This window comes from Alteromonas sp. IB21 (assembly GCF_016405965.1).
Classification (GTDB): domain Bacteria; phylum Pseudomonadota; class Gammaproteobacteria; order Enterobacterales; family Alteromonadaceae; genus Alteromonas.
Map to the genome: position 1 here is coordinate 1 of NZ_JAEFCD010000038.1, position 24084 is coordinate 24084.

A 24084-nucleotide genomic window follows, 5' to 3' on the forward strand; every position below is an offset into this window, starting at 1 on the left:
AACGGGCTCTGAAGTCACTATTTTTTATAAACTCAGGAAAACGATTAGCGATACCCCTTTTGCGCGCGCTTCTTCACGCATCGCTTCCACTTCTTCAGGCGTACAATAACAACGGTAAGCATTACCCGATTCTATTAACTGAGCAATAACTTCTTTATAGCGATCAAAACGTTTAGTTTGAAAAAACGGCCCTTGTGTCCACTCTAAATTTAACCAATTCATGCCATCCATAATCGCGTCAACAGACTCTTGCGTTGAACGCTCTAAATCTGTGTCTTCTATTCGTAGAATAAATTCACCATTATTTTTCTTTGCATATAACCAGCTATAAAGCGCTGTACGAGCACCGCCTACATGTAGATACCCTGTTGGGCTTGGCGCAAATCGCGTTGTTAGACTCATAAAGTAATCACCGTACACTATTAAATTAGCGTTTTATTTCGCTAATATTTTAGTTGAATAAAAAATTGGCGCTATTCTATCAGGCAACGTTTGATAAAACACTATTTACCCCTGAAGATTCCGCTAAAAAGTTCACTAAATAAACAGGGTGTTGAAAATTAGAGCAATCAATTAAAATATGCTGAAAAAACATGAAAAAAAGCACTTGTTTTTGTTGACAGTTTTAATCATCCACCTATAATACGCCACCACAGAGACGGACGATTAGCTCAGTTGGGAGAGCACCGCCCTTACAAGGCGGGGGTCACTGGTTCAAGCCCAGTATCGTCCACCACTTTGTTTTAAGTGTTAGGTAGACAAAAGACTTGCGTAGCTAAAGAAAATAAGGGAAAACACCTTCTGCTCTTTACAAGCCCGCACCAAGTCACTGGATAAAGCCCAGTATCGTCCACCACTTCTGCTTTTAGCAAAATGTCTCTGAAAATGATTGGACGATTAGCTCAGTTGGGAGAGCACCGCCCTTACAAGGCGGGGGTCACTGGTTCAAGCCCAGTATCGTCCACCAATCATTTACCCTTAGATTCATATCACTATCTGATATATATGGACGATTAGCTCAGTTGGGAGAGCACCGCCCTTACAAGGCGGGGGTCACTGGTTAAAGCCCAGTATCGTCCACCACTTACTTTTATTTTTATCTATTTTATCCATAGTTATTTGCTGTACGCAGTTAAAAGCGGTGCGAGCACCTTCTACTCTTTACAACCCGCACCAAGTCACTTGTTCAAGCTCAGTATCGTCCACCACTTTATTGTTTTCGCGTAATATTTAATAAAAACTAAAGACAAACTGTTCAATTCAGCTAACTGTCATTCCCGAATGTTTTTATCGGGAATCTCCCGAAAAGTACGTTAAAAGCATCATTACGTTCAGGAGATACGGCAACAAGTGCGGTATGACAATACCTATATTTTCTTGAATACGACAAGCTGAACTAGAGTAAACTCTTATTAGAAGGTAAAAAGCTATTGCTCGAAAGTTATAGCTTATTCTTATGTACTAATTAAAAACTATTTATACCTTTAGCGATTTGAATACCTAATAAACTGAATCAACTGCTGTACTTGCTGATTATTAGGTACTAATTGATTAAGCTGATAAGCGTAATGTAACGCTTCATCAAACGATTTAAGCGAAATTAAAACACTCACTAACCCGTAAAGATAATCTGGATTGTTAGGCACTATTTGATGTGCTAAACCATAATCAGCTTTAGCTGCTTGAAGTTGCTGGTTTTCTTGTAATAAAACGGCCCTAGTATATAAATATCTAGGATTTCTAGCCTCATTAGCTACCGCTTTATCAAACAATGGTAAAGCTGCTTGTTTATTCTTTTGGCGCACTTTAGAAAGCGCTAACTGAAAATATAAATCTGCGGCTTTATTATTAACTTCTAGCCCTTGTTTTAGTATTTTTTCTACTTTGAATTCATCGCCTTGTTGTCGATAAACTTCAGCTAAATAAACATAAGCAGGCATAAAAATATCTTCTACTTTTATCGCAGTTAATAAAGCTTCTTCAGCTTGTTTAAAGTCTCTTTTCAAAGCATACACTTGTCCAATATTTACGTGGGCGGTCGCTCTATCAGCTTGATACAATTGTCCTTCAATGTATTCTGCAACCGCTTTTTCTAACTGTTGCCGTTTTTCTCCAACAAATGTCGGATCAGCCAGGTTTTCCACCAACTGGCGCCCTGCCGCCATTCTGACAGGCTTTTCTTGATGTGTAAGTAAAGGGATAAGCTTTAGTGAGCGATTGATTAAACTTAATTGCCCTGATGCTCTAATCGCAGCGAGTACCAACATAATATCGCTACTATTAAGCTGCTTACTAATAAAGCCAATAAGTTCTCTATTATTTCTAGCACCAAATATACGTGAAACAGCCGAAGCCCTAATAAGTTCAGGGTTTGTCGGGACATTGGCAATAGCCATTAATGCAGGTATAGCGGTAAAGTCGCCGCTATCAGCTAAAGCAAAGGCATGAGCGTAGCCTTTTTCTTTCTGATATGTTGAATTAGGAAACCACTTTGTTAACTGTTTGGCATGTTGGTCATTGGCTATATCACTATGACAAGACTGGCAAGCATTTGGCACACCAAGCGTGACACTTAAATCAGGACGCGGAACTTTAAACGAATGGTCACGACGATCATCAACTTCCATATAAGTGGTTTCAGGCATATGGCAATTAACACATTGTGAACCAGCTGAATTAGCAAGGTGTTGGTGATGTGATCTAATATCGTACTGCTCTGCACTATGACATTGGGTACAGGTGGCGTTACCTTCATGTTTAAGCTTTAAAGTATGCGGATCATGGCAATTAGTACAAGTAACACCATTTTGATACATTTTACTTTGCTTGAACGAACCATATACATATACTTCATCAAAAATTTGCCCGTCAGGGTAATATAAAGGCGTATTTACTAATGACGATTGATATTGCTGATGATATGGCACTGATTCAGTGTGATCTGACAGTTGTGATCTTCGGCTATGACACTGAGCACATACTTCCACTTGCTGTGTTTTTTTCACTCGCGTTGTTGGAAATAGCTTACCTAAGTCATTAGTAGCAAATGCGGGTACTTTTGTTGAAATATCTTGGCTAAAGCCAAATTTATTTTTATTACTGTCAGGATTTTTTATTTTACTATCAGGATTTTTTACCCACGTTAAATGTTGCTCACTTCCCTGATGACAAGCGGAACAACTAACATTAATGATGTCATAACTCGACTGATATGAAAGTGTTTCTAAATCAAAGCCTTTCTTAAAGTTTGTACTGTGGCAATCGGCGCAGTTTTGATTCCAGTTTTGCCCCATTTGCGTCCAATGAAATTCATCTTCAGCATTAAGTTCAGGATAAAGGTTAAACCACCTTTGTCCACCTTCAGCTTTTGAGCGACTGTCCCAAGCGTAAGGAATAAATTGATACTTTCCTGCTCCATCACTAAACATATATTGTTGTAGCGGGTAATAACCAAAAGTATAAAGTAACTCTTTAGTTACTGGGCTTCCATCTACTCCAGGCATAGTTATTAAATACTTGTCGTCTTGAATCAGTAGCTTTATTTCTTCATCGTTTAGCTTAACCTTGCCTAAAGTAAAATCTCCCAAATTAGAGTCCGATGATACTTCAGCCATAGAGTGAAAATGGTGTGAGCTTTTCCAAGCTAGTGTTTGAGTTTGATGACAAGAAGCACAGCTTAAGTCTTTGTTAGCTTCACTTTTAAAACTAACAAATAATGAAAAGACAAAGAAACACCAAATTAAAACCATTGATGTTTTAAACCGAATTAGCAAAGTTATCCCTTAAAATTAATAAATTAAAACAAAACTTAAAGAAGCTTTTTAGCTATTACGCAAGATAAAATAAATTTATTGCCCAGTGCTCTTAAACACCCGATACACAAATAATGTGATTAACTACATGGTTGTAATGCTAACCATATACAAAGCAAAGCTTATCAATCTATAAATTATTAATTCTACACAACTTAGCCTAAGCTTGTTGGAATAACTTTACACCTTGCTCATTAAGAGTCACTTTTAAGCGACCCGCTTTAACCAATATTTGCAAACTAGCTAATGCTTCACCAAATGCAAATAAGTCATTACCTGAGTCAACTTCACAGTTAAATAACACTTGATAAGTTTCATTAACTTGTTTGGGTTCTTTACAATGCAGATAAAGCTGTTCAAGCTTTTCTTTATGCCCATAAACTATTTTATTTAATCGGCTAACACCACCATAAAAAGCTAAACCATGTGCTGGCAAAATCAAGGTTTCATCTGTAATCACTGTTGATATGTGCTGTGCTGAATCAAAATATAATTGCATAGGGTTAGCATCAGGCGCATCAGGCCAAATACTGATATTTGGCGTGATACTCGGTAATATTTGATCACCAGCAATAAGAATATCTAATTCCTGACAATAAAAACATGCATGCTCCGACGCATGGCCATAGCCCATCACTATTCGCCATTGATGATTACCTAAAGTAACTATTTGCTCATCTTGTAATACCTGACAAGGTGAGTCTACAGGGTAAATAATACTGCGAAAGGTATCAATATTCCTAAAATAAGCCTTTACTTGTTTTTGTCCTTCACCGTATCCAGTATAAAACTCATTGAGCTGATCTCTTGGTACACTTGGCTCACAAGAAAATAACATTTGATAATATTTGTAATCAGGCATTGAAATACTAAAACTAGGCTTGTGCTCTAGCTCTTCAAGTAGCCAACCCACTAAGCCAATATGATCAGGGTGACCATGAGTACAAATAATGCGAGTGATTGGTTTACCTTTTAACTGGTTATTTATTACCGCAAGCCACTGCTCTTTGGCTTTTGATGTATTCGGGCCAGTATCAATTACCACCCAACCATCAGCTTCTTCTATTAGCCAAATATTTATATGATCAAGTGCAAATGGCATACTAATGCGCAGCCAATATAAGTTATTACCTACATGCAACAGGTGTTGAGGTTCGGGGGCTTTTTCTTTGAAATTCTTTAACATTTTATACTTTCCAAAAATAGACGAGCGAAAAAAAGGCGATAGTAAGGTAACAATGTCACCTTACTTTCGCCTTAACTTGCGAGCAATTATTCGAGTTTAATTTAGAAGTTAAAACCTACTTCGAAGTTAATACGACGTTTACTTTGATGAACACCATTAGAATATGCACCTGCAATTAATGGGATCTTAGTTAGGTAAACTTCATAGTCTTCATCTAACAAGTTGTTTACAGTAAATGCAGCATGCCAATTGCTGTCTGCTGGTGTTAGTGTGACGCGATAGTCAACTAAAGCGTAGCCATCCTGAGTAAGGTTTACTTCATTATCTGAATCGACCGTATGTTTAGACTTATAGCTAACACTTAACATATTAACTAATTCATAATCACCAAACACTTCTGCAATATGCTCCACAGCTACAACCGCAGTAAACTCAGGCACCCAAGCAAGGCTATCACCAGACCAGTCACACTTGCCATCTGCGCCCTGCTCACCTCTATAAACTTCAGTTAAGCTACACGCTGCACCTTGGAATTCATCGTAGTAAAAATCTAAGTATTCCGCATTTGCAGTAATTTTTAGATCATCTGTTGCTTGCCAGATAAACTCTACATCAACACCTTTTTGAATTGATTTACCTGCATTACCTACGTTAAATCCAATAGAACCATTGAAAATCGACGTTTGTAGGTTGTCGTAAACACCATAAAAGGCTGCAACATTCAAGCGAACTGTTTCCCAGTCTGACTTAAAGCCCACTTCCCACGCTGATACACTTTCATCTTTAAATTCAGTATCTTCTGGCGTACCCGCTGAAGGTCCAGGTGATGTGCCAAGAGGGCTCGCTGTAACTGGGCCTTCATAAAGCGTATCAAAACCACCCGCTTTAGCACCATCGGCGTAATTTACATAACCCATAAAGTCATCAGAGAAATGATAACTAGCACTTGCTTGTAACATTAAGTGATCTTCTTCGCGTACCATATCTTGAAATTCATGCGGAGCACCCACAGACTTTAAAACCCCCCAATAACTAAACAATGCAGGCGTTAAACCAGCAAATGGGTGACCTTCAGGGTATGGCGCTTCATCGTACGTAGAACCATCAATATCAAGTAATCTTAAACCTTGTGTTGCAGTTTTAGTAATATCGGTATAACGAACACCAAGCGTTAAACTCAATTTATCTGTTGGATTGTAGTCAAATTGCGTAAATATCGCTTGCTGTTCAGTATTCTGCCTTAAATAGTTTGAACGAGAAAATGAACCAAACTCTAATGGGCTACCAATTAATGTGCTTACATGAGGCATATAAAAGTCAACATCAAAACCTGTATTAAAATCTGCATCTTGATAATAAAGGCCTGCCATAATGTTTAATTGGTCGTTTATTTCAGTATCTAAACGCAATTCTTGAGAAAACTGACTGTAATCTTCAGGTGTATTTGTTGACATAAAGTTATACGGTGCCATATCAACATCTAACGTATGATAATAATCATAGTTACTGTCAGCTGTAATTGAGGTTAATGACATGCTGTCGTTAATTTGCCATACAACTTCAAGCATAGTTTCATCACTGTCGTTGTAGTTACCTGACGGGCCATTGTTAAAAATACTATCGTCATTACCCGTATTTAAATCACCTGTGCCAATACCAAAAGCGGCTAATGGTGAATTTTCTAATGGCGTAAAGTCTGGGTTAACGTGAGTATAAATAGCTAACGTTTCACCATGCTTTTCAAATTTAGCTTGTTCGTGACGAAGGTATACATTTAAGTCAGCATTTGGTTCCCAAACAACACCAATACGAAAAGCAGAGTCTTCGTATGAGTTTTCAGTTTTACCTGTGTAATGGTTAAATGCTGCCCCACCTGCTTGATCACGCCATTTACCCGCCAAGCGCACTGCAACTTCGTCAGAAACAGGAATATTTACACCACCTAACACTTGTGATTCTTCATATTCAGTTTCATATTTAACAGTGAACTTACCGTTTAATTCATCACCAATTTCAGGTCGTTTAGTTGCCATGCTTAATGCACCACCAACTGAGCTGTTACCGTAAAGTGACACTTGTGGGCCCTTTAATACCTCCACACGCTCCATATCGAAGAAACCTGAACGCTGTTGATTCATACGACCACGGTATACACCGTCTACATATGTACCTACAGACTGTTCAAATGACTGGTTATCACCTGATGAAACACCACGAAGTGATAAACGTGAATGGTTAGCTAGTTGTGGCTGTTCAAGACCTGGAACAAACTTAGTAAGGTCGTAAACACTGTGTACGCCCATGCCTTCCATATGTTCGCCTGTTACCGCGTTAACACTTGAAGGTACTGTTTGAACTGACTCTACTCTTTTACGAGCTGTTACTTGGATGACTTCTAAGCCAGATTTCTCTTTGGCTTTTTCAGCCTGCTCACCAGCAGCTTCTTCTGCGTACAAGCTGCCTGAAAATAAGAATGAAACCCCGATAGCCGCCGCTAAGCGACTTTTTACAAAAACATTGTTGGTTCTCATAACTTTCCCCGATTGTTAATTTCACTTAAATTTATTGTTATCTTTTATCAATAGTAGAGTCCTTTATGCGAAATTCAGGTCATATTCTGCTATTTAATTGTCTTAAATATAGCTAACGTTTTAAAATTTGATAGAAAAGTAACTAAGTTTTGTAGGCTCATATCCAAAACGACATTCAAGCTAGACCGTTATACATTTGGGGCTTTGATAAGTTTCTTTAGAATCGTTCAATGCTTTATCAAGTAGGTAAAAAGACGTCAAATTAAGCAAAAATAAATTTATAATAAACCAAGTTCTCGTGCTTTTGAGGTAGCTTGATTTCTTCTTTTAACCCCTAATTTTGAAAATAAATTGCTTAAATGCCACTTAACTGTACTTTCTGACAAGCTTAGTAACGCACTAATTTTGCTATTAGTATGGCCTTTATTAATGAGGTGCAATAACTCTTCTTCTCGCTTGGTAAGTGGTTCAATTAGCCTATTATTTACTTCTTCGTATTGCGCCGCGTTAGCTTCAATACCAAAAGCGGCTAATAAAGATGCTATATAAAGTGCTAGTTTAGAGTTATAGTCATCTAAGGTTTGGTATAACTCTTTTAATAGCTCGCTAATCACTTCGCCTTCATCAACAAACGTCCGAACAAACCCTTCATTTTGGCCTTGAGCTACTAATTTAGTTAGCAGCCTTAATGCTTGTCTATGTTCATTGCTCTGCTTTAACGCAACTACTTTTAAAACTTCTAATTTTAATATGCGATAATGGCGATTAGGTTGCGACTGCTCGATTGCATCAGCTATTTGCTTTAACGCTTTCTTGTATTGCTGGTTTGCTAACAAAAGTCGAATGCTGGTAATAGTATCAGCCTCATTGTCTGCAGCGATTGAGCACTGCGCTTTTTTAACCACTAAATTTTCGCTACTAATACGTTCAGCAATGTCGTTTGCTAATATGACCTCACCATTATTAAGGTGGATCCTCACCAGCTCCCACCGCGCAATAGCCGAAAGTCGAGGTAAATGATCGGAATAACCTATCTGTTCAAGTGTCTCAATTACTTTAATAGCATCATTAGTATTATTTTTTGCCAAATGAATTCGCGCCAAGCATAAATAACTTACTGCTAACCATTCTGGTAACGCAAACTGCCTAATTAACGAGAGGTTTCTTGTAAGAATAGTTTCGCAGTCATCTAACTTATTCGTTTCATATAGTAAACTTGTATACGCTGGAAGTACGCCATAAGCATTTGCTGACTCAATAAAGTCTTGCTGATAAAAATCTCTAAGCCCTTGCTCAGCTACTGCGAGTGCTCTTTTAAGTTTTCCTTGCAATAATAGAGCAAAAGCTTGAACGGCATGAGCATAAGTTACGGTAAAAAAAACATTATCTGATGATTTGTTTTTACCCATAAATTGCGTTAACGCCAACGCATTCATACCATCAATTCTTGCATCTTCAAATTTTGCTTGGCTTAAATGGATGTACGCTTGAATATTATAAAAACCAATTCTAACCAATGAATGGTTACTAGGTTGATTATCAGCCAACAATGCTTGTACTACGTTTAGCGTCTCATCATTATTGTCAGACATTATGCTAAACGATATTTTTAAAGACGTAAAAATACGCTGCTGCTCTTTAGTTAACTTATTAGCCTTTTGCCACTCACTAATTTGAGAAATATCCTTCTCAACCAATAATGTGCGTTTATAAAATAAATCAGCCCATGTTTTTGCTAAATACAAATTAATATGTTGATTTAATAACTCAGAAGAAATGCTATTTGTCCAATCAGCTAATGTATTAAACTGCGCTTTTCTTAACATAGGTAGAGCAAAGTCATCCATCATTTGAGCGGCAAGTTCATTGGCATTACCAGCTATAGCATGCTCTATTGCTAATCTTGGCCTGTTATTTTCTTTAAACCACTTTGCCGCTTTAACGTGCAATGGCTCTACCTGTTCTGCATAATCTCGTTTTAATAGTTTAATTAAAAAGCTTGCAAACAATTGGTGATAACTTAACCAAGATTGTTGTTGATTGGTTGACTCAATCAATATCGACTCTTCAAGATCTTCATTTAGCATTGTCGCTGCTCTTCCAGCGGAAAAAGTGTCAGCTAATAAATGCTGGCAAAGTGGCAAATTAAACTCTGACAGAATTGATGTCTTTACTAAAAACTCTTGTTGTTCAGCAGATTTGTGGTTAAAAATGTTTTCAATTAAATAATCATCAAACAGCTCACTGGTAACTTTTCCGTCTACCGTCAGTTGACTAAGTTGCTCTGGTTGTTTGATCAAAAAAGTAGACAGCTTTAATGCTGCAGGCCAGCCATCGGTTAATTCATATAATTTGCATATTTGTTCTTCATTTAGTTGAATATCACCAAAACGAGAAAAATATACTTTAGTTTGCTCAAAGCTAAATTTTAGCTCCGATGTTGAAACCTCTATTAAGTTATCTGCTATTTTCAATTTTGACAAAGCAAGCTTTGGCGCAGTGCGAGAAGCAATAATAATTTGCTGATGACTTTTTAAATGATTAAGGGCGTCACTTAAAATACTTAACGTTGACGGTTCTGTTATTACGTCAAAATTATCAAGAAAAAGATAAAAAGGCTGTTCATTATCAGCAATAGCCGACAACAATACATTTAAGTCGTCAGTATTATGTGGGTTTTCTTTTGTAGCTACTTTACTCGAGCCCGATACTGATGCATTACTAGCTTCACTAACCACTTGCAATAAACGTGATATATCATTGTCAGCTTTTTCTAAATTAATCCAAATTGTGCGGGCTTTTTTTGCTTGTAACCAAGCAAGGTATTGTAAAAGTAAGGTTGTTTTACCATAACCAGCAAGCCCTTGCACTATCGCTACATTACGTAACGGTTTTGCAGTTAAATGCTGAACTAATTCTGTCTGCTCTATTAAATGTTTGGTAATTACTTTAGGAGTAAATTTAGCTGCAGAAATTTGCACAAAGCGCCCTATTATTCATAATTAGTAATGTAGATGCGTCAAAGTAATACGCATATGCTAGCCCTACATTATTGATATTATTATACATTGTAGTTCTTTTTTTAATGAACAGAAACATAGTATAAAGTAATTTTCTAACGAGTATTTTATGTTTACTAGATATAGCCCGCACAGACCATTTTTTTGCTTGTTAAAACCAGCATGCCCTAATCAAAACATCTATAGTTAAAAACTAGGATAGTTTTAATCGGCTATTAATACGCTTTTTAGCTTGATAGAAATATTATAAATGTAGTTTAAATAAAATTCATAAAAACAAGCATATTCAAACTATTGAATAAACTTTTGCTCTATTAACGGACAATTATTTTGAAAATTATTACATCATTAAAAATACTTGCTAGCAGTGCTTTGTTACTCTGTTTAACGACTCCTGTACATGCAACAGAAGATCCTTCACGCCCTAATGTATTAGCGATATGGGGAGATGATATAGGCATGGATAACTTAAGCGCCTATACCATGGGACAAGCAGGTCACTGGACACCAAATATTGACCGTATTGCTAAAGAAGGCGCAATATTTACTGATTACTACGCAGAAAACTCTTGTACTGCTGGTCGCTCTGCATTTATTCATGGCCAACATCCAATGCGTACAGGCTTAACCAAAGTTGGCTTACCTGGTGCTAAAGAAGGCGCTCGTGAAGATGATGTTACATTAGCAGGTTTATTAAAGCCTCTAGGTTACATGACCGCCCAGTTTGGTAAAAATCATTTTGGCGATCAAGACAGTCATTTACCTACAAACCATGGTTTTGACGAATTTTATGGCAACCTGTATCACTTAAATGCCGAAGAAGAGCCTGAACATGAAGACTATAACCGATTCATGACTGCGGAAATGAAGAAGCGTTTTAGCCCTCGCGGCGTTATTCATTCATTTGCTGATGGACGTATTGAAGACTCAGGTCCATTAACCAAAAAGCGTATGGAAACAGCCGACGAAGAGTTTTTAGCAGCCACCATAAAGTTTATGGAAAAAGCGCACAAAGCTAAAAAGCCATTTTTTGCATGGTTTAATGCAACTCGAATGCATATTTGGACACATTTAAAAGATGATGTTAAAGGTATCTCTAAACGTGGCGGCCTATATGGCGACGGCTTGGTAGAGCATGATCGTCACGTAGGACAATTACTCGATAAGCTCGATGAGCTAGGCATCAGTGGCAATACAATCGTTATTTACACAACGGATAATGGCGCAGAAAAGTTTTCTTGGCCTGATGGGGGCACAGTGCGCTTCCGTGGCGAAAAAAATACCACTTGGGAAGGTGGCTTTAGAGCACCTGCCATGGTTCGTTGGCCAAATAAAATAAAATCAGGTCAGATAGTTAACGAACTAACCGCTCATAATGACTGGTTACCAACGGTTATGGCTGCGGTAGGTAATACAAATATTAAAGAACAGTTAAAGAAAGGGGCAATATTTAACGGTCGTCAATATAAAATTCATTTAGACGGTTACAACATATTGCCACAACTAATTGAAGGTAAAAATACTACTGCTGACGATAATACAAACTGGCCTCGTAAAAACTTTATTTATGCAACCGATGGCGGCAAAGTTGCTGCAATTAGAATGGGCGACTGGAAATTATTATTCTTAGAGCAAAAATGTAAGGGTTGGGAAGTATGGGCTTGTCCTTTAGTGGCACGCCGTCTACCTTTAATTTTAAATTTACGCCAAGATCCATATGAAGAAGCACCAATAAATGCGGGAGGCTATGATAGATGGTCGGTAGATCACTTATTTACTGTTGCTCCTGCGGCAACAGAAGTAATAAAATTCTTACAAACATTTAAAGAATTCCCGCCATCACAAGCACCAGCCGACTTTACCTTTTCAACGGTTGTTGAAAAAATGAAAATTTGGGAAAACGTGACATATAAATAAAAATCACAAAAAAAAAAGCAAGAGTTAATACAGCTCTTGCTTTTTCGTTCTACACTAAAATAAAAGCTTAGTTATGTAATTCATTAAAAACCATGTATTTATACACACTTTTGGCATTACAAATAAACTAATAACACCATTACCAATAAAGAATAAATATGGCCGAAAACATATTAGCTCAAATTAAAGCGCTTCAGTCAGAAGTAAACCAGTCAATTTTAGGGCAAGAAAAGCTCGTTAATGCCTTAATAATTGCATTGCTGACCAACGGCAACGTACTGCTTGAAGGATTACCTGGTACCGCTAAAACCCGCTCTATTCGCACCTTGGCTAAAGTGCTTGAAGCTAAGTTGGGGCGTATTCAATTTACGCCCGACTTGTTACCATCAGACGTTACAGGCACAGAAATGTTCCAAGATATCGATGGTAAAACTGATCTCTCCTTTAAAGAAGGGCCTATATTCAATCAATTAGTTCTAGCCGACGAAATCAATAGAGCTCCTGCAAAAGTACAAGCGGCATTGCTTGAAGCAATGGAAGAAAGACAAGTTACTGTGATGGGGAAAAGCTATCAATTACCTGATCTATTTATGGTATTGGCCACACAGAATCCAATAGAGCAAGAAGGTACCTACCCTCTTCCTGAAGCACAAATCGATCGTTTCGCGCTAAAAATTCAAATCGACTACCCTGATGATGAACAAGAATTATCAATAATTCGTTTAGTGCGCTCAGAAGAAGGTAACAAACAACAAGCGCCTATCAAAATACAACAAAGTGTTGTTTTTGATGCTCGTCAACAAGTATTAAACATACACATGAGTGAAGCGGTAGAAAAGTACATTGTCGCAATAGTGATGGCGACTCGTAAACCAGAACGCTACCCAAATAGCAATTTAAAAAACTGGATAGCAGTTGGCGCTAGTCCTCGCGCTAGTATCATTTTAGACAGGTGTTCACGAGCACAAGCATTCTTAAATGAAAAAGACTATGTAGATCCCGATGATGTTAGACAAGTAGTTTGTGACGTCCTCAGACATCGAATAAACCTAAGTTATGAAGCGCAAGCTGACGGAATAACTTCTGACGATGTTATTAACGAAATAATTAAGCAAGTCGCTGTCGTATAAACCAAGCCAATGAAAACAGTTAAAGCAATTGATGAACGCATACAAATAACGCTAAAACAACTTATGCGTTTAAAACACGACGCTCATGGCTTTAGCTTTTTATCTAATCAACCATTAAAAAGTAAATTAATGGGTCGTAAACGCTCTACCATTAGGGGAAGAGGTTTGGACTTCTCCGAGTTAAGAGATTATCGCCCAGGAGACGATATAAGAAATGTTGACTGGCGTGTCACTAATCGTATGGGCAAGCCCTATGTGCGCCTTTATTGTGAAGAAAAAGACCGACCTGTCATGATCATTGTCGATCAACGTTCAAATATGCACTTTGGCAGCCAATGGAAAATGAAGTCAGTTTTAGCAGCTGAACTTAGTGCGTTAATTGCATGGAAGGCATTAGATGAAGGTGATCGTGTTGGCTTTATTATATTGTCAGATCAACGTTACATTGAATGTGAACCAACTAGAAGTCATACAAAGTTTCAACAGTATTTAGCATTAATAGTTAAGTTTAATCAAATAATAAACAGTAACAGTGCCCAAACCAACAAGCCCATTTCAATGGCTGGCTTACTCAAAAAAGCTGAAAAGTTTATTACTCACGATTACTTGCTAATAGTTATTTCAGATTTTATTGACCCGCAGGCATCAATAATACCGAGCCTTGCAAAACTAACTCAGCACAACGACATTATCGCCTGTTACGTTTATGACCAACTAGAGCATGATATTCGCCCGCTAGAAAACCTAGTGTTAGGAGATGGCGAATACCAATTACAACTGTCAGCTAATAAAAAAGGTCTAACAGAAAAGTTTAATCACTATACCGAACAGAAGTTGTCTAACATGCAAACAACGTTTGCTAAACACAATATTCCATTATTGTCTTTTTCAACAGAATTTAACGTTGCTGGACAAGTTCGTAAACACCTAGGGGCAGCTTAATGTTAGATGCCTCATCAACAATCAATCAAAGTTTTGGCAATTTAGCATTGACCAACTTTAATGAGGCTCCAATGCCAGAAACCTTACCAATTTTACCTTTTGCCCCAGGGTGGAGCTACCTTGCAATAATATTTATTACTTGGTTAATAATCTTTATTATTCAAAAATTAATTTATCAAATTAATAACCACTATCGAAAAAGTGCACTATTGGCTTTAGCTGAACTAGCAAACTCTTCGTTAACCGAACAAGCGCGACTATATCAACTAGCAGAGCTAATAAAAGGAACTGCTCTTTATATTTTCCCTCGTGAAATTATTGCGCGACAAACAGGAAAAGATTGGTTTAATTTTTTAAATACTCATAATAAAAAACAAGTATTTGATAGTAATGCCCACCAACTATTAGGTGATAACCTATACCAAGTACCAAAAGAAGCGTGCACAGAGAAACAGTGGCACTCATTAATAGAACAAACCAAACTTTGGATCCAGCAGCATCCTTACGAAGGAGTGAATCCCGTCATAAAACCTTTTAGCTTATTAAACTTAGTTAAGAGCAAGTAACCTAATGCTTGAATTTGTATTCCCTTGGCTATTTCTTCTTCTACCGTTACCTCTGTTGCTACGCTTTCTTCCAGAATACCTACAACAAAATCAAATGGTTAAAGTACCATTTTTCAATAAGCTCATCGAAATATCAGGTGATAAAGCCAAGCTAGGGGCAAAAACACAACAGCCAAGCCGGTTACAAAAGTCTGTTTTGATCATTTCTTGGTTGCTTTTTGTATTAGCTGCTGCAAAACCTCAATGGTTGCAAGATCCAATAGTACAAACAAAATCAGCAAGAGATCTAATGGTTGCTGTTGATGCTTCAGGGTCAATGGCAACAACTGACTTTAAAGTGGCAAGTGATAATACAGTTGACCGACTAACCATGGTTAAGTCAGTGCTAAAATCTCTTGCTATGGAGCGTAAAAACGATCGTTTAGGTTTAATTGTATTTGGCTCTGCAGCCTACCTTCAAATGCCTTTTAGTGAAGACCATGCAACTTGGTTAACTTTACTCAATGAAACTGAAATTGCAATGGCGGGCCAAAGTACGGTAATTGGTGACGCCATAGGTATTGCAATTAAGCACTTTGAAGAAAGTGAAACAAAAAACCGAGTACTTATTTTACTGACCGATGGTAATGATGCAGGCAGCAAAGTACCACCAATAGACGCTGCAAAAATAGCTGCTAGCTACGGCGTTAAAATATATACAATTGCGCTTGGCGACCCAGCAACGATTGGCGAGCGAAAACTCGATAGTAAAACCTTAAAGCGCATCGCTGAGCTAACTGGTGGAAATTTTTATCATGCGATGGACACCAGCCAACTTAGTCAAGCTTACCTAAATATTGCCCAACTTGAACCGCAAACATATGACTCTATATCATTTCGCCCTAAACAAAGTATGCATCATATCCCTTTGATTACCTTAGTTATTATGAATTTATGTATGGTAGTGTATATACGTTCAGGAATAAAAGTTAAGGTGCCCTATGATCAGTGACCTGGCTTACTCGCAACTACTACAAAACTTTCACTTTTTAAGGCCATGGTGGGCATTGTTGATCCCGATACTCTGGTTATTGTTATCGAACAAAAACTCGAAGAAAAATGAAGACCAGCAAGCTAAAAAGGTTTTTGCTCAGCACATTTATCAAGAACTAACAGCAGAAGCTGGAAGTATCAGAAAAATATCTCCCTCAATTGTTGCATGGGTTGTAATGCTGCTAATTACCGTGATTTTAATGGGCCCAAGTTGGCAACGCCAGCCTTCTCCTTTTCTACAAGACAGCTCTGCTCTATTCATATTGCTTGATACCAGTAACTCCATGAATAGTGTTGACATTCAGCCTTCTAGACTTGAGCGAGCTAAACAAAAAGTATCAGATCTTCTCGCTGAACGCCCTGAAGGTTATACCAGCTTAATTGTCTATTCAGGCAGTGCTCACTCAATATTACCGTTAACAAACGATCACAATATATTAAGAAACTACTTGTCAGCTGTTACAACCAAAATAATGCCTCAGCAAGGAAAGTCTGTAGCTAATGCGTTAACTTTAATAAAACAAGCAACCATCAGCGACGATACACCCGTTACCGTTTTACTTATAACCGATGACATCACCGAACAAAGCCAACAGGCATTAACACGCTTTTCTGAACAACACCGCTATCAAATGTTAATTTACGGCATCGGCTCTACGAATGAAGAGCTTAGCGCAAAAGGTTTAACGCTTCCTTCATTAAACAATCAAAAGCTTAGTCGCATTTCAGATGAAATAGACGGTTTTTATCTGTCGGCAACAATTAATAAACAAGACATTCACCAACTAGTCAGTAGAATCAAAAGCTTTTATAACCCAATAAATGACAAACATATCCCTTGGGTTGATAGCGGTTATTGGCTTGTTTTTCCCGCAATGTTACTTTATTTACTGTGGTTTAGACGAGGCTGGACGATTCGCTGGTCAAGTTTTATTGTTGTACTTTGCTTATCACTACCAAGTACTCAAGGCCAAGCTGCTGAAAACAGCTTTGCTAATTTTTGGTTAACTCCTAACCAACAAGGACAACTATATTTTTATTTGAAAGATTATAAAACCGCTGCTGAGCGATTCGAAAATACGATGTGGAAGGCCACCTCTTATTACCTAAACGAAGACTTTGACCTCGCAATAGAATACTTTTCAAGAATAGATAGCAATGATGCCAAATTACGTTTAGCAAACGCCTACGCTCATGCAGAAAAATACTATGCTGCTGAGTCTATTTATCAATCGTTACTTGCCGTTTTCCCTAATAACCAAGCAATCATTGAAAACTTAGCGGCTGTGCAAAAAATAATTAAAGCTCGAGAGTCGTTATCTGAACATCAAAAACAAGAGCAAAATGAACGTTCAGATGATGAAACAAGTGATCAATTTAAACAGGCAAAAGGTAAACAAATAAAAACGAATCAACGTAAGCAAGAAGTTCAGCAATACAGTGCAGAACAAATACTAAAGAATGAGCAACTTGCCAAAATGTGGATGGAAAATCTACAAAAAAATCCGAGTAAATTTTTAGCAAACAAACTGCAAATACAAGTGAATAAGCAAAAACTATTAGGGAGTAGCAATGAGTAAAGCTAAATTACTTGCTCTTTTTTTGCTACTGCTACCTTATTCATTAGCACATGCAGCAACAACTATTGACGATTTAATCAGACAAAATGAGCTACAAGTATCTATTGAAGTTGTAAACGATAGACCTGTGATAGTTGGTCAAGAAGTAACGATAAAACTGCGAATTGCAACATCCACTTGGTTTAAAGGGTCGGTAACATTCACTTTGCCAGAAATTGATAACGCCATTGTTATCCAGCGCAGTAATTTTGGCCTAAATAGTAGCGAACACCTCAATGGTAAACGGTGGACGGTGCATGAAAAAGAGTTTTCGATATTTCCGCAACAAGCAACTAACTATATGGTTCCTGAATTTGAAGTTAGCATGAAAATTCATGTTATTGGTCAAGGTGATATTGAAGGAATCATACTAACTAACCCTATAGTCTTCAGCGCCTTAGTACCAAAGCAATTGCAAAATAGTCTTGATGAAAACAGCCAATGGTGGGCAGCTAATCACTTGGCTATTAAACAAGCTTGGGATAAAGATTTAACACAGTTATTGCCTGGTGATGCTGTCACTCGCACTATCACCATTGAAGCAGACGGCTTACTTGCCATGATGCTACCTGAAATAAACCACAATACCATTCATGGTTTACCTCATTACTTATCGACACCAGAGCTTATCGACAACAACAACCGAGGCAACAAGCTTGCAACGCGCATTCAAAAGTTCACTTATATCGTTGAGCAGCAAGGAAAAGTGGTTATTCCAAAAATCAAACTTGCTTGGTGGGACAATAACGCTCAAACCCTTAAACATGCACAACTTGATTCACAACCAATAGCCCGATTTCAGATAATAAGTGCGACATTCATGGAAAGGTGTAGAAGAGGAGGCCAACTGCTAAAAGTGGTACGCTCTTCTCGTCAAAGAAACAAGCAGTACTACCATGAATTATCAGCAGTTGACCGAGGGCAGAAGATATCAGATTTCGGCTCTTTTGGAACGGGGAATTTCGGTTTCTGAAATAGCTAAAACTGTTCAGTGCCATCGCTCTACGGTATACCGGGAGCTTAAACGCGGCCGCAAGGGCAGACATTATTGTCCTAACGAAGCCCAGATGTTATCAATCAAAAAACGCACATCAGCGCGTAAATACCGTATACCACAGGAGCGTGTTGATTTTATCCGCTTGCTTTTAGAAGCGGATTGGAGCCCAGAGCAAATTTCCAGTGTATTAACGAAAGTCGGTGCCGCTGTCAGCCATGAGTGGATCTACCGATTTGTTGCACAGGATAAACGCTTGGGTGGCAAGCTATATCGCCATTTGAGACAAGGACACAAGCGGTATCGTCGCGGTAAAAAAGAAAAAGCGCCCGCTATCAAGAATGCCGTTTCTATCGATGTTCGGCCAAGCATCGTTGACAGTAAGGAGCGATTTGGTGATTGGGAAATCGACACTGTCTTAGGCAAACACGGCACTGGGGCTATGGTGACTATTTTGGAGCGTAAAACACGATTTTACGTGGTAAAAAAAGTGCCATCTAAGTCAGCAGATGATGTCACCAAAGCAACCATAGAGCTACTCATGCCTTATAAGGAGCATGTGCATACCATCACGGCAGATAACGGGAGAGAGTTTGCAGGTCATGAAACCATCGCAAAGGAGTTGGAAGCTGATGTGTATTTTGCCCACCCTTATAGCTCTTGGGAGCGTGGAGCCAATGAGAATGCTAACGGCCTTTTAAGGCAATATGTGAAAAAAGGAACCGATCTAACAACAGTAACGGATAGCGATATTGAATTCGCTCTATCGCGAATAAATTATCGACCAAGAAAGTGTTTAGGCTTCAAGCAGCCAGCGATTGTATTTAAAGAAATGGCATTGGCTGCTTGATATTGACGAGTGTCGCACTTCGCAGTTGAATTCGGGAGCCATCGGCTCACTTACTGTTGGGCAACAGTTTCAGTTGTATATAACTAAAAACCTAACCATATTTTTTTACCTATTATGTGCTCTATGCTTACTTATTGGTTATTTAGTTTTTATTAGAAAAAGAACTAATAATTCAAATCAAGATAAACACCGAACAAAAAAGATCAAAGCTCAGCTAAAACAAGCGATAAAAAGCAATGACCACAAAAGCTTTATAAAATGGGCTTATATTTACTTAGACACTGTTACTAAGTCTAACAACATAAATCTATTAACTAAGGAACTCAGCAGAGAAGAAAATTCGGCAACTAGTTCATTATTTGAAAGCGTTTTTTCGCCAGTATCTTCAGATAAACAAACTGATCGGCTCTCAAAAAGCTATCTCAAGGCGTTAAATAAAAATAGTAAAGTAATAACAAAACCTAAAACACCAAACATTAACCCTAAGGGTTGATCTATCTACTGAAGTAATAAAGATCATGAACATAACAACGCAATACATCGATTTAAATAGCGGCAAAGTTTTCGTAAAAATATGGACACCAGAATCTATAGAAAATAAAGCGCCTATTGTGCTATTACACGATTCACTTGGTTCAGTAAATCAATGGAAAGACTTCCCTCTTCAACTAGCAACTAAATTATCTAGACAGGTTATTGCCTACGACAGACTTGGTTTTGGGAGTTCAGACGCTAGAGAGCAATTACCATCTCTTAACTTTATAGAAGAAGAAGGCTTAGTTTACTTTCCTCAAATCAAGGCTAAATTAGGTTTAACAGAATATTTAGTACTTGGTCATAGTGTTGGTGGTGCAATGGCTATTAACATTGCCGCACAAGATAAGGAATGTTTATCAATTATAACCATTGCCGCACAAGCATTTGTTGAAGATCTTACAATTAGCGGTATTGAGCAGGCAAAATCTGTCTTTCAACAACCTCAGCATTTCGAGAAACTAGTTAAGTGGCATGGTGATAAAACGCGATGGGTAATAGATGCATGGACAGAAGTTTGGCTAAACCCTGAGTTTCGCACTTGGCAACTAACAGTAGCAAGCAAAATTACTTGTCCAGTACTAGCATTACATGGTGAAAAAGATGAATATGGCTCTGTCGCTTTTCCAAGCTATATAGTTGAACAATCCACAGGTCAAGCTCAACTGAATATTATTCAAAGCTGTGGTCATATGCCCCATAAGACCCACACGAAACAAGTACTATTAGCAATAGATGATTTTATTAATGATCTTTCTTAACTCAAGAAGACGAAGACATTAAAACGAACTCAATATAAAAGCCCTATAGCTCATTAAAGTAACTATAGGGCTTTCTCAATCAGCTGGTTCAAGCAAACTCACGGTTTTAAGCGTTATCTTCTAAAATCATATCTGCTGCTTTTTCACCGATCATAATAGTAGGTGCGTTGGTATTACCTGAGGTTACCGTCGGCATAACAGACGCATCAACAACACGAATACCTTCTAAACCGTGTACACGTAATCGCTCATCAACAACAGCCATATCATCATTACCCATTTTGCATGAGCCAACAGGGTGATAGGCGTGAGAAGCTTCTCTTCTTAGGTATTCTTCAATTTCTTGATCTGTATTGAGCGGTACATCAGGCTTTAATAAACAATCACGATGCTCGTTAAAGCCGTCACTATTAAGTATATCAAGCAAACGCTTCACCCCTTCTCTTAAGTCTTTCATATCATCAGGATGTGATAACAAATTTAACTTAATGTTAGGAGGAGTCATCGGGTTACTGTCTTTTAATGTTAACTCGCCACGACTTTTAGGATTTGATGTATTAATAATTACACTATACCCCCATTTGGTCATGATTTTATAATCACGACAATGATCACGGTAAGCTAACGGCACAACGTGTAATTGCGCATCTGGACGTTCTTTTTCTGGTGAAGTTTTAATAAAGCCACCTGCCGCAGTTGGTGGACTAGCTAACCACCCTTTACCTGCTAACGCATATTTAAACAGAGCGATGGTTGATTTAATTGTTCCCACGAGATTAAGTGCTATACCTGACTTCTTCTTACTTTTCACCACTAAAATAACGTCAGGATGATCATGTAAATTTTTGCCAACACCTGGTAAGTCATGAATAACTTCGATGCCTTTTTCTTCCAGTTCTGCTTTAGGACCTATGCCTGATAGCATCAACATTTGCGGAGAATTAAAAGTACCGCCACAAACTAATACTTCTTTTGCAGCTTTTACGGTAACCAATTTACCGTCTTGCATATATTCAACACCGACCGCTCGTTTGCCTTCAAATAATATACGTTGAACCTGAGCACCTGTTTCAACGGTTAAGTTACTGCGCTCCATTGCAGGATCTATATAACAAGCTTTAACGCCAGCGCGTTTGCCATCTTTCACCGTAAATTGATAATAGCCAATACCTTCTTGATAATCGCCATTAAAGTCTTCATTCATTTTATAGCCTTTTTCAAGGCCTGACTTTATAAAGCCATTATAAACATCAAAACTTTCATCACCATTACTAACTTCTAGCGGACCACCAACACCGTGGTACTTATTTTCACCACGTTCATTGTTTTCTGCTTTTTTAAAGTAAGGTAGTACATCATCATAAGCCCAGCCTTTGTTGCCCAGGCTTTCCCAATGATCGTAATCTTCCTTACAACCACGAATGTACACCATGCCGTTAATACCACTAGAGCCACCTAGCATTTTGCCGCGTGGTTGGTATTGTGTGCGATTATTCATCGACTTATCCGCCAATGTATTATAACGCCAGTTGATGGTATTTATTTTAAAGTCTTGAATAAGTGCAGCAAAAGCACCTGGCGTTGAAACCAACTTATTGTTACCAGCACCACCAGCTTCTAACAAACATACTTTATTGTTCGGATCGGTTGATAAGCGATGTGCTAACACGCCCCCAGCTGAACCGCCACCAATAACAATATAATCAAACATCTTTAATTCCTGTTGTAATAGTGTTGATGATTTACTGACGAAGTAACCATTTTAAAATAGGACGCAAAAAGCCTTTATCGTACGGCGGCGCAGTGAATTTTCCAGGATAAAATTTGCCACGTTTCAGCACTGTTTTCGCCTTGCTCATCGCTTTAAAACCTTCATGACCGTGATAGTGACCAATACCAGAATCACCAACACCGCCAAAAGGTACATCGTCACAAAGTGCATGTGAGACAACTTCATTAATACTCACACCACCCGAATGTGTATGATTTAAAATGTAGTCTTGTGTAGTTTTATCAAAGCTCATGATATAAAGACCAAGCGGACGACCACCTTGATTAATATAACTAACAGCTTCTTCTACTGATTTATAGCCTTTAATTGGTAAAATTGGACCAAAAATTTCTTCCTGCATCACAATCATATCTTCAGTAGCATTCAACACTAAATGCGTCGGCATCATACGAGTTTTTGGATCTGGTTCCTGACCGTTAGCAGATATTACTGTTGCTCCTTTGGCTTTGGCATCAGATAGTATTTCTTGTAAACGTTGAAAATGACGTTCAGAGTGAACACTTGAATGATCTGTTGTAGAGCTAAACGCAGGAAACATCTCTTTGAAACGCTTACAGTATGCATCTACTACAGCTTGCTCTTTACCTTCAGGACATAATATATAATCTGGTGATAAACAAATTTGACCTGAATTAGCACATTTACCATAGATAAATCGACTTACAGCATCGTCAATGTCCATATCTGGACAAACAATCACTGGACACTTACCACCTAACTCTAAAGTTACCGGTACTAAGTTTGCAGAAGCTGCGCGCATAACATGGCGACCTACTGCTGTTGAGCCAGTAAACATTAAATGGTTAAACGGTAATGCAGAAAAGCGAGCAGATGCCTCTGCTTCTCCATCAAAAATTGACACTAGTGAATCATCAAACGCTTCGGCAATAATTTTCTTAGCGACTTTGTTAGTTTCAGGGTTGAACTCAGACATTTTTATCATGGCAGAGTTGCCGGCAGCAAGCGCGGTAACCAAGGGACCAAAAGTAACAATTATAGGGCCATTCCACGCACCAATAATGCCAACTACACCAACTGGTTGATACATTAATTCAACCTTTGCAGGTCGCACTAATAAGTCCGTATGGCGAGTTTCAGTTTTCATCCACTTTTTAAGGCGCTTAACGCAGTAATCAATGTTATTAATGTTAGGTAAAACATCTAACAACAAAGTTTCTTCAGGGCTTCGGCGACCAAAGTCTTTATTTAGTGACTCAATCAACTCATCTTGGTGGGCTAATAAAGACTTCCTTAAACGCTTTAATCGTGCAATACGCTCATCTGCTGAAGGCATAGGATTTGCTAAATAAGCTTGCTGCTGTTTTTTCAGCTGCAATGCAAATTCACAAGCTTGATCTTCAACTACCACTTGCTCTTGGGCTGACATAATATCTCTCC

General features: G+C 38.2%; 16 protein-coding genes, 3 tRNA genes and 1 pseudogene. 13 read left to right on the forward strand and 7 right to left on the reverse strand.

The genetic code is table 11. The features are described 5' to 3' along the window. Nucleotides 1-54 precede the first annotated feature (54 nt). Nucleotides 55-402: pseudogene (locus JC525_RS18620) on the reverse strand (glutamate--tRNA ligase); the annotation flags it as partial. A gap of 258 nt (nt 403-660) precedes the next feature. On the opposite strand from JC525_RS18620, the gene JC525_RS18625 reads away from it, so the two are divergent. From JC525_RS18625 to JC525_RS18635, 3 genes are all read left to right on the forward strand, one after another. Then, nucleotides 661-736, forward strand: a tRNA-Val gene (locus JC525_RS18625). Between the two features lie 155 nt (nt 737-891). Then, a tRNA-Val gene (locus JC525_RS18630) sits at nt 892-967 on the forward strand. Between the two features lie 40 nt (nt 968-1007). After that, a tRNA-Val gene (locus JC525_RS18635) sits at nt 1008-1083 on the forward strand. A 401-nt stretch (nt 1084-1484) separates the two neighbouring features. Here the strand turns inward: JC525_RS18635 and JC525_RS18640 are convergent. The 4 genes from JC525_RS18640 to JC525_RS20220 form a co-directional block, all read right to left on the reverse strand. Further along, complete coding sequence (locus JC525_RS18640; protein WP_148289003.1) at nt 1485-3773, reverse strand: multiheme c-type cytochrome; 2289 nt, start codon at nt 3771-3773, stop codon at nt 1485-1487. 199 nt (nt 3774-3972) lie between these two features. After that, a complete protein-coding gene (locus tag JC525_RS18645; RefSeq protein ID WP_024017274.1) occupies nt 3973-4998 on the reverse strand; it encodes an MBL fold metallo-hydrolase in 1026 nt (341 codons plus the stop codon). Nucleotides 4999-5099: 101 nt separating this feature from the next. Further along, entirely contained in the window at nt 5100-7529 is a 2430-nt protein-coding gene (locus JC525_RS18650; protein ID WP_198817496.1) for a TonB-dependent receptor, read from the reverse strand. Nucleotides 7530-7807: 278 nt separating this feature from the next. Beyond that, entirely contained in the window at nt 7808-10510 is a 2703-nt protein-coding gene (locus JC525_RS20220) for a LuxR C-terminal-related transcriptional regulator (protein ID WP_024017276.1), read from the reverse strand. Between the two features lie 363 nt (nt 10511-10873). Between JC525_RS20220 and JC525_RS18660 the strand changes: the two genes are divergently transcribed. From JC525_RS18660 to JC525_RS18705, 10 genes are all read left to right on the forward strand, one after another. After that, the gene (locus JC525_RS18660) at nt 10874-12466 is read left to right on the forward strand and encodes an arylsulfatase (protein ID WP_370316836.1); all 1593 of its coding nucleotides are present in this window, start codon (nt 10874-10876) and stop codon (nt 12464-12466) included. Nucleotides 12467-12624: 158 nt separating this feature from the next. Continuing rightward, entirely contained in the window at nt 12625-13596 is a 972-nt protein-coding gene (locus tag JC525_RS18665; RefSeq protein WP_008305436.1) for an AAA family ATPase, read from the forward strand. Between the two features lie 9 nt (nt 13597-13605). Then, nucleotides 13606-14538: a DUF58 domain-containing protein gene (locus tag JC525_RS18670; RefSeq protein ID WP_008305438.1), complete on the forward strand. Its 933-nt coding sequence runs from the start codon at nt 13606-13608 to the stop codon at nt 14536-14538. Next, nucleotides 14538-15104 carry a DUF4381 domain-containing protein gene (locus tag JC525_RS18675; protein WP_008305440.1) on the forward strand — a complete coding sequence of 189 codons (567 nt, stop codon included), beginning with the start codon at nt 14538-14540 and terminating at the stop codon, nt 15102-15104. Before JC525_RS18670 ends, JC525_RS18675 begins: the two co-directional genes overlap by 1 nt. Before the next feature lie 4 nt (nt 15105-15108). Next, complete coding sequence (locus tag JC525_RS18680; protein ID WP_198817497.1) at nt 15109-16095, forward strand: vWA domain-containing protein; 987 nt, start codon at nt 15109-15111, stop codon at nt 16093-16095. 241 nt (nt 16096-16336) lie between these two features. After that, nucleotides 16337-17716 (forward strand): VWA domain-containing protein, encoded by a 1380-nt coding sequence (locus JC525_RS18685; RefSeq protein WP_269822365.1) that lies wholly within the window; start codon nt 16337-16339, stop codon nt 17714-17716. Further along, nucleotides 17709-18728 carry a BatD family protein gene (locus tag JC525_RS18690; RefSeq protein ID WP_198817499.1) on the forward strand — a complete coding sequence of 340 codons (1020 nt, stop codon included), beginning with the start codon at nt 17709-17711 and terminating at the stop codon, nt 18726-18728. Before JC525_RS18685 ends, JC525_RS18690 begins: the two co-directional genes overlap by 8 nt. Then, complete coding sequence (locus JC525_RS18695; protein WP_041155238.1) at nt 18652-19599, forward strand: IS30 family transposase; 948 nt, start codon at nt 18652-18654, stop codon at nt 19597-19599. Before JC525_RS18690 ends, JC525_RS18695 begins: the two co-directional genes overlap by 77 nt. Continuing rightward, nucleotides 19568-20092 carry a hypothetical protein gene (locus JC525_RS18700; RefSeq protein WP_198817501.1) on the forward strand — a complete coding sequence of 175 codons (525 nt, stop codon included), beginning with the start codon at nt 19568-19570 and terminating at the stop codon, nt 20090-20092. Before JC525_RS18695 ends, JC525_RS18700 begins: the two co-directional genes overlap by 32 nt. Nucleotides 20093-20117: 25 nt before the next feature. Next, complete coding sequence (locus JC525_RS18705) at nt 20118-20894, forward strand: alpha/beta fold hydrolase (protein WP_008305447.1); 777 nt, start codon at nt 20118-20120, stop codon at nt 20892-20894. A 106-nt stretch (nt 20895-21000) separates the two neighbouring features. Here the strand turns inward: JC525_RS18705 and JC525_RS18710 are convergent, their stop codons facing one another. Together JC525_RS18710 and JC525_RS18715 are read right to left on the reverse strand one after the other, a co-directional pair. Beyond that, entirely contained in the window at nt 21001-22605 is a 1605-nt protein-coding gene (locus tag JC525_RS18710; protein ID WP_008305448.1) for a GMC family oxidoreductase, read from the reverse strand. A 31-nt stretch (nt 22606-22636) separates the two neighbouring features. After that, nucleotides 22637-24073: a coniferyl aldehyde dehydrogenase gene (locus JC525_RS18715; RefSeq protein ID WP_008305450.1), complete on the reverse strand. Its 1437-nt coding sequence runs from the start codon at nt 24071-24073 to the stop codon at nt 22637-22639. Between the last annotated feature and the right edge of the window lie 11 nt (nt 24074-24084).